This window comes from Polynucleobacter sphagniphilus (genome assembly GCF_029892205.1).
In the GTDB taxonomy this organism is placed as follows: Bacteria; Pseudomonadota; Gammaproteobacteria; order Burkholderiales; family Burkholderiaceae; genus Polynucleobacter; species Polynucleobacter sphagniphilus.
This window is the reverse complement of the sequence record NZ_JARXVX010000011.1, coordinates 1-9,346: the sequence shown is the minus strand read 5'-3', so window position 1 is coordinate 9,346 and position 9,346 is coordinate 1. Positions and strand designations below refer to the sequence as shown.

General features: G+C 47.6%; 1 protein-coding gene. It reads left to right on the top strand.

What is annotated here, in order from left to right; genetic code table 11:
- On the top strand, positions 1-9,346 hold a 9,346-nt coding region (locus M2125_RS10840; protein WP_280742973.1), incomplete at both ends, for a YDG domain-containing protein.

Genomic DNA, 9,346 nt, shown 5'->3' with positions numbered 1-9,346 from the left:
CCGTTTCAATAACGGGAACTACCTCAAGCGCTGCTTACTATGGGGCATCAATTACTGGAGTTATCAACGGTTACGCAGGCGTCACTATTTTTGGCGGGCCTAATGGCGCTGCAACTGGTGGGGGTGTATCAGATACGGCAACCATTACCTCTGCAGCTGGACCTGTAAGTATCACCGGAATTTCAACTACTGCTATGGCTGTATCGGATACCGCACTCATTACTGGTAACTCTATTACTGTTACAGGTACCGGTACTACAGCAGCAACCGTGGTTTCCTTGGGTGCAATGACAATTAATGCCTGTTCGGCAGGGGTTGCGTGTAACTCCAATAATATTTCTGTGACTGGCAACGATACTGCTGCTGGTGGAAATACAGGCATTACTCAAACTGGTGCTATTACTGATAATGCCAATGGCGGCAGTATCTATTTCATCTCGAACAATCAGATCAGCCAGGCTGGAAACATTTCGATTGCTCAAAATACTAGCGGTATCGATTCCGTCATTAGCTATAACACCACCAATGGCAATAAGTTATCCACTATTAATGCAGGTGCAGTAACCTTCCTAGGCACTTCAACAAGCCACATCAATTACAACAACATCGCTAGCGGTGCTCCAATAATTGTGAATAGTGCGCTTAATGTTCCTGGCTCAATTACTTTTGACAATACCTACCTTGCAGGAGTGCAGGGCGGAATTAATGCTACAAATGCTTGGCAGTATGGAACCACCGCATCAAATGGTTTGGCTATTACATGTGCAACTACAGCAGCCTGCGGCAGCTTAAATGCGAATTTCGGTATTTATTTGCGTGGAGTAGTGGGGGCGTCCACTTCATCCGCTAATCAGCTATTTGATGCTGTATCGATTTATGGTGTAGCTCCTCTTACTTTTGTCACTACAGGCACATTTGCAGCTGGACAAGACGCCATTAATATCGTTGGCATCACACCTCAGTTTGTAGTCACCACAAATGCCTTACCCACAAGTACGGTGAAGGGCAATGCCATCGGTATTTCAGGTGCTGTAACAATTACCAATAATTCAACCGGTGGTAATACTAATATTGTTGCCTACCAAGGTCGTTATAGCGATGCAGTCACAATCACGAATGCATCAACAGCGGGAGCGTTGGAATTAAGTGCAATTGGAACCACAGCCGATATCGTCACTATCGCCGGCACTACCTTTACCCAGAATTCCAATGCAGGTGTATTCATCGCTACGTCCAATAACGGTAACGTCACGCCACCAAAGATTATTAACAATGGAACAGGACCAGTAGTCATTGAGGCGGGTGCTTATTTGCCAGTCGGCACTGTTTCATCGGTTTGCAGTGCGGCTGATTGCGGTCAAATAACAGCCTTAAGTGGTAACAACATCACGTCGCCAAACGGTAACGTCTATTTGTATGCCGGTTCGCCTGGAGTTACCGCCGGAACAACTTCCACACAAGCCTCCTTAGGATTGCTTTCTCCTAGCTTGGGTGATTTCACATTTAGCAATACATTGTTTAGCCAGGCTTATGCCGCTGGTAACGTTGCAGCTACATCATTGCCTATCTTTACATTAGGCGGCATTAATACTGCAAACGTAGCAGGTGGTACAGGCGGTACTAGCTGGAATACTGGTGCAATTACTTCTACAAATACTGGCCCAGTAATTCAGTTCCGTATTTCACCAAGTTACACAGCCACGTTATCAGGCAACGTGACTAAGGTTTATGGAACAAACGACCCATTAGCTACTGCGGGTAACCTTACTACTCCAGGCAGTCTTGACTATCAATTACAGGCCCTTTATACAAAAACGACTAATAATTCAGGCTGGGTGTCTAATGGTACGGTAGTAGGAACAGGTTCTTCGGCGATTACCTGTGCAAGTACAGATGGATGTGCGCTGATCACTGTTAATAGCGTGAACTTTGTCGTTCCATTGGGCGCTTTTGTTAACTCTTTGCAGGCATTGCCCCCAACTCCACGCACAAGTTATGGCACGCTTGCGGGTGAGCAGGTTAATACCAATAGCACAAGCTACACCTACAACATCACAAGCACACACGGCATTAGCGTAAGTTCTGGCGTGACTATCAATAGCTCAAGTTTTGGCAATGTTGGACTGGTTATTACACCTGCACCTCTGACTATTACCGCATCGAATCAGGCTGTGCAGGCAGGAACAGCCTTGCCTTTGGGAACCACCGCTTTCACTAGCACCGGTCTCATAACTACAGTTGATGGAGTAACTTTAGGGGATTCCATTACGAGTTCAACCTTAACATCCAATGGTTTAACCACGGTTCCGACAACCTTGGCGTCTGGAGTTTATGCTCCTCCAAACGTCAATAGCATCACCCCAAGCGCTGCGGTATTTGCCCCGGTTTCTGGATCACGTGGTGCTGCGAATTATGCAATTACTTATGTGGGCGGAACCCTTACATCTTCTGCAAATGCAATCGTCACCATCACCGCACTTGCTGACACCAAAATTTACGGTAATAGTACAACTACTAACGGCGTAACCTATAACAGTAATGGCTTGGGAGTGGTAACTATTGGCGGAACAAGCTATTCCATCGGCGGCTTGCCAGTTGGCGACACATTAAATGGACTGTCTTTAACTAGCTTGGGTGGAATAGCAACAGCGCCAGTAGGTAGTAGTTACCAAATCACCCCATCTGCAGCAGTGATTACCGGCACTGTTCCTTACACCCTGAACTATGTTTCTGCGCTAATGACAGTTCAACCTCGGCCAATTACGATTGCTGCCGTTGGTATCACCACCACATATGGCACGCCGGTTACAGTTTCACAAAATCTAACAACAGGCTACACAATAGGCGGCTCTGGTTTGGGTGCAAGCGACACATTAACAAGCGTCGCCGTCAATTACTACAATGGCACTACGAATTCCACAACCGTACCCGGTTCCACTGGGGCAGCTACTTATAACGCTGCGATTACTACAAGCGCAGCGACTGGTACCGGCGGCTTTAACTCTACCAACTACAACATTACCTATACGCCAGCCAACTTGGTGGTTAATAAATTGGCTGTATCCCTTACTGCCAATTCCCAAAGCACTGTATATGGAACAGCGCTAGCATTAGGAACAACGGCTTACACCAGCAGCCTGTCAAGCTTGCCGAATGGCGACACAATTTCTGGGGTGACATTGCAGTACAACAGCTCCGCAACTGTTCCTGGCACTACTAATGCGCTTACTTATACCGGTGGAATCGTTGCAAGCAGTGCAACAGGTACTGGCGGCTTTGGCGCAACTAACTATGCCATCACTTACAGCCCAGGAAATCTCACCGTTACCCCTGCTAACGTAGTGATTACACCAGCGAACGTTTCCGCATCCGGTCAGACCGTGATGTACAACGGGGCAGCTCAAACATTCAATCCATCTACTGGATTTACCGTAACTGGTATGCAGAATAGCCAAGCCCTAGTATTTAGCACTAATGGCCTGGCATCTGGATTAAATGTTGGAACTTATGCTAATACGATTACTACCTCAGGAAGCAATCCAACCGTTACAGGCGTAACGAACGGCGGGTCACTTAGTAACTACAACATTAGTGTTTCAGCACAAGGCTCACTCACGATTACCCCAGCGCCATTAACTGTTGCAGGCGCTACAAGCAATGTTGCTTATAACGGTAGCTTGCAAAATAACGCTAATCCAGTAGTGACTGGTTTAGTTGGTATTGATACTCAAGTGGGTAATGGCATCACCGTCACTGGTAAATCTTCAGGTACAAATGCCGGCACTTATAACGATGCTTTATCCGTTGCAGCAGCTGGCGCAACTCAGCTCTCTAACTACACCATTACCAAGACAAATGGTTCATTGGTGATTTCAAAATTGGCTGCCACTGTTACTGGTGCAACTACGGTTAATCCATATACCGGGCTTCTACAAACCAATACCTACACAACCACCGGTATTTTGAGTGGTGATACCGCCAATGTCACTATTGCCGGAAGCGCTGCTGCGACCCACGTATCCCAAGGCACAGTGCCAGACGTATTCTCGGTATCGGGTAGTGCAGCAGGAAACTATGCCTTCACTTACGCGCCTGGCTCAATCACGATTACTCCAGTAGCACTCTCTGTTGTTGGCGCTAATACCACCCAGGTCTATAACGCGACTACTCAAACGAATTCTGTAGCAACTGTTACTGGACTAAAAGCTAGCGATACAGCCACTATTGGTGGTTCTTATGGCGCCGGTAAAAATGTAGGTACTTATGCTGATGCCTTAACTGTTGGCCTTAGCAATTCAAGTGACTACACAATCGGTGTAACCAATGGATCGATTACTATAACTCCAGCAACCATTACGATCAGCGGCATTACCGCTAACAACAAGGTCTATAACGCCACAACTGCAGCCACCTTGAACATTGGAACGATTACCTACAGCGGTGTATTTGCTGGTGATACCGTTTCAGTAAACACCTCTAACTTATCCGGCACTTTCGTAGACAAGAATGTTGGAACAGCTAAAACTGTCAATATTAGTGGGGTAGTACTTGGTGGCAGTTCATCAGCGAACTACCAATTATCTGGTGGTGCTAACACAACGACCACTGCCAATATCACGCCTGCACCATTAAATATCACTGGTACTAGCGTAACTACAACATATAACGCTAATAGCCAGTCTTTAGCATCGCCAACAGTTACTGGTGTGATAGCAGGCGATAACGTTGTGGTGTCAACCATAGGTGGTGTTGGCACTAATGCAGGTACTTACGGTGCAAGCTATGCAGCTAGCGGTACAGATGCGGCTAACTACAGCGTCACATCTAACACCCCGACGCTCACTATTAACAAGGCAAACCTTGTTATTACGGCCAATAACGCCAATTCCTTCTACGGTGTTGGAGATCCAGCCCTGACAGCCTCTGTTGCCGGATTACAGGGTAGTGATACTGCTCCAAGCTATTCAGTGACTCGCAATGCGGGAACTGCTGTTGGTACATATCCAATTACTGCAGCAGGAGCAAGCAGCAATACGAACTACAACATCAGTTATGTGCCAGGTGTATTTACGATTTCACCAACAGGTGTTCTGGTAATTACGATGAATGCTGCTTCGACAACCTATGGCACAGCAGCAACACCCACAACCTCTACGGTTCAGTACGCTACCCCAGCAGGAAGTGGTCCGGTAACGGTTACCACCTTGACTAATTCTTCAGGAAATATCTGGACCGATGGTAGTTACTCCATCACGATCACACCAAGCATTACTAGTGTTGGCGTTACCCCGGTGGTTAGTGGTCTTAGTACCACTTGGAATGTGGGTTCATATACCAATGCTGTAAGCAATATTAATAACTACACACAGTCAGGCAGCCCGTTCTCCGGCGTATCCACAATTACCAATACATTGACGATTACTCCAGCACCATTGACGCTGAAAGTCGCTGATGTATCTAAAACCTATAACGCCAATGCCGTAACTGCGGCCCAAATTACAGCGGGTAGCCTCACTGGCGGTGTGACTACCGGTGTAACTGTTACTGGCGGCTCTTTAATGAATAGTCAAACTATTGCAGGCTTAGGTGGTGTTGTGTATAGCGGCCCAGCAGTTGGCGCTATTAATGCGAGCTCAACACCATATGCAATCAATGGTTCAGTAGGTAGTGGATTCTCAAACTATGCAGTGACTGTTGTTCCAGGTGCGCTGACTGTTAATACCGCTCCGTTGGTAGTGAATGGTGCATTGACAAACCTTACCTACAATGGCGCATTACAAACTAATGCAGCTGCAACGATTGCAGGATTGCAGGGTAGTGATACCTTAACTATTGCTGGTTATGCAACTGGTACCCATGCTGGTACGACAGCAGACGCGTTAGTAGCGACTGGCGCTGCTGCTAGCAACTACAGCATTACCTATAACAATGGAGCATTGACTATTAACCCAGCGGCATTGCTAGTTACTGGCGCTAATAATCAATACGCTTATAACGGCGCATTACAAACCAATACTGGCGCATCTGTCAGCGGCCTTAAAGGATCTGATACAGCAACAGTTGCTGGGTATGCAAGTGCTACGCACGTAGCCCAAGGTATTGTTCCTGATGTATTAGTAGCTACCGTGTCTAGTCCAGCTGACTACACCGTAACTTATGTACAGGGCAGCTTGCAAATTACGCCAATCGTGATTACTGCTGCGGTCAATACTGCAACCGTGATGTACAACGCTGCCTCACAAACTACTGGTTTTGTGGTGACAGGCCTCAAAGGTGCTGACACGGCAACTGCAGCCTCTGGTACGGCTACTGGTACTAATGTTGGTACCTACACCAGTAACCTCGTTCTCAATACGTCAAGTGATTACACCGTTGGCGCTATTACAAATGGTACTTTGACTATTACACCAGCGCCTTTGACTATTAGCGGCGGTTTAACTGCTAACAATAAGGTGTATGACACCACCAATGCTGCAACTATCGGGGTGACTGGTAATCAAACGCTTGCTGGCGTACTCGGTACAGATGCGGTTACTGTGTCATCAACGGGCCCATACACTGGCGCTACGTTTACCCAATCTAATGTTGGATCTGGCTTAACAGTTACTCCAGCAACTACTTCATCAGTTATCAATGGCGCTAGCTACACAACGATGGCTGGTGTTACCTTGGGCGGTGCTGCAGCAGGTAACTACTACGTAGCTGGAGTAGGGCCACAAACCTTAACAGCGAACATTACACCGGCACCATTAACAATTAGCTCTGGCTTAACTGCTAACAATAAGGCTTATGACGGCACTACTGCAGCTACTATTAGTTCAGCTACCCAAACCTTGGCAGGCGTATTGGCATCTGATGTTGGTAATGTCGCTATTAGTTCATCTGGCCCATACACTGGTGCGTTTAGCCAATCAAACGTCGGTACAGGCTTAGCAGTAAGCGCAAGTACGACGCCAACTACGATTGCTGGCGGTACTTATAACGCGATGACTGGCGTAACCCTATCTGGTAGCGCGCAAGGCAACTACTATGTTGCTGGCTTAAGCGCACCAATTACTGCCAACATTACGCCATACGTCATTAATTTCGGCAGTGGTTCGGGTCCTAATATTGCTGCTGTGGCAAATAACAAGGTTTACACCTCGACTACTGCAGCAAACGGTAGCTTGAGTATGGTGAACCTGTTTGGTACGGATTCAGTATCAGTAAGTTACACCAGCGCTGCATTTGCAAGCCCGAATGTAGCTACTGGCGCTACCGTTACCTTTAATGGCGTCACTTTATCGGGTGCATCTGCAGCTAACTACAGCATTGGCTCCACACCAGTAACAGCGACTGCAAACATTACTCCTGCATTGCTGACCATTACTGCGGTGGATAAGTCCTCTTTCTATAGCCAAGGCTTGGCAACATTAACCCAAGCGCCAGCAATAGGGCTCTTAGGTAGCGATACGGTAACTGGCGCAACGATTACGACTACTGCAACTTCTACAGGTGCAAATGCTGCTGTTGGCACATACCCAATTACGATTAGCGCTGCAACCGGTTCTGGTTTATCGAACTACAGCATTAACTATGTGCCTGCAAATTACACAATCGTAGGGCCTGGCGCCTTAGTGATTACCACTGCTGGTGTTACCACACCATATGGCACGGGTACATCGGGAAATATCCTTGCACCTGCATTGCCAACAGCCACATATACCACTGGCGGCACTAATATCAGCTCTTTAACTTATGTAAGCTCATCAACTACTGGTGATGTAACGAGCTATGTATTCCGTGATGCCGCGCTAAACACGGTTACATTTAACCTAACGCCATCCAATACAACTACCAGCACATCAAACAATATTAATGTTGGTAGCTACGCTTACGCAGCTTCCAACCTATCTGCAGTTGCTACCGGCTTAACTTCAGCTATTCCATCGGGTAATTTCACGGTTACGCCATTGGCTGTAACGGTTACCGCTACACCGACAACAAGCATGTATAACGGTAGTACCCAGAATCAATCAGCGGCAACGACTTCCCCCGCCATCTTGACTAATGACGTAGTCAATATTGGTGGCATTGCTTCTGGCAAGAATGTAGGCGTCTATGTATCGAATTTGTCGACTACTGGTGCGGATGCGGGTAACTATGCTTTTACTTATGTTAATAACAATCTAACCATTACGCCATTCATCATCGGCTCTAGTGGTAGTGGCGGTCCAAGCATCGCAGCTACCGCGAACAATAAGGTCTATGACACTACGACTGTTGCCTCTGGCGCACTGGCGATGACGAACTTGTTTGCTGGTGATTCTGTATCGGTTGCCTATACAAGCGCAGCTTTCGCAAGCCCTAACGTGGCTAACGGCCTAACAGTAAGCTTTAGTGGGGTTACCTTATCGGGCGCTGCAGCTGCTAACTATTCAGTTGCAAGTGTGCCTACTGCAACAGCCAATATCACTCCTGCGCCATTAACCATTAGCGCTGGCTTGACTGCTAATAACAAGGTCTACGACACAACCAATGCCGCTACGATTGCCGTAACGGGTACGCAATCTTTAGCTGGGGTGCTGGGTACAGACGTGGTATCAGTAAGTTCTACCGGCCCATACACGGGTGCAACATTTAGCCAGTCCAACGTAGGCTCAGGTTTGACAGTGACACCGGCAACTTCGGTTGTGAATGGCGTAACAACCATGACCGGCGTAACCTTGACAGGCGCAGCAGCAAATAACTACTACGTGGCGGGAGTAGGGCCTCAGACATTAGTGGCTAACATTACACCGGCACCTTTGACCATTAACGCTGGCTTAACTGCAAACAATAAGGCGTACGACGGCACAACTGCAGCTACCATCAGCTCGGCCTCTCAAACGTTAGCGGGTGTATTGGCGGCGGACTTAAATAACGTGGCTGTAAGCTCATCCGGTCCGTACAACGCTACCTTTGCTAGTAAAAATGTGGCTAATGGTATTACCGTGACACCAAATACCACCCCGACAGTGATTGCTGGCGGCACCTATAACGCGATGAGCGGTGTAACGCTCTCAGGTAGCGCTGCGTCGAACTACTATGTCACTGGTACAGCGTCCCCAATTACTGCCAACATCACGCCATACATCATTAATTTCGGTAGCGGCACAGGCCCGAACATCACCGCAGTAGCAGATAGCAAGGTCTATACCTCCACCAATACTGCAAACGGCGTATTGTCGATGGTTAATTTGTTCCCAGGAGATTCAGTAGCCGTTAGCTACGCGACTGCTACTTTTGCTAGCCCAAATGTGGCTAACGGAATTACCGTGACATTCAACACGCCAACCCTGTCTGGTGCAAGCGCTGCTAATTACTC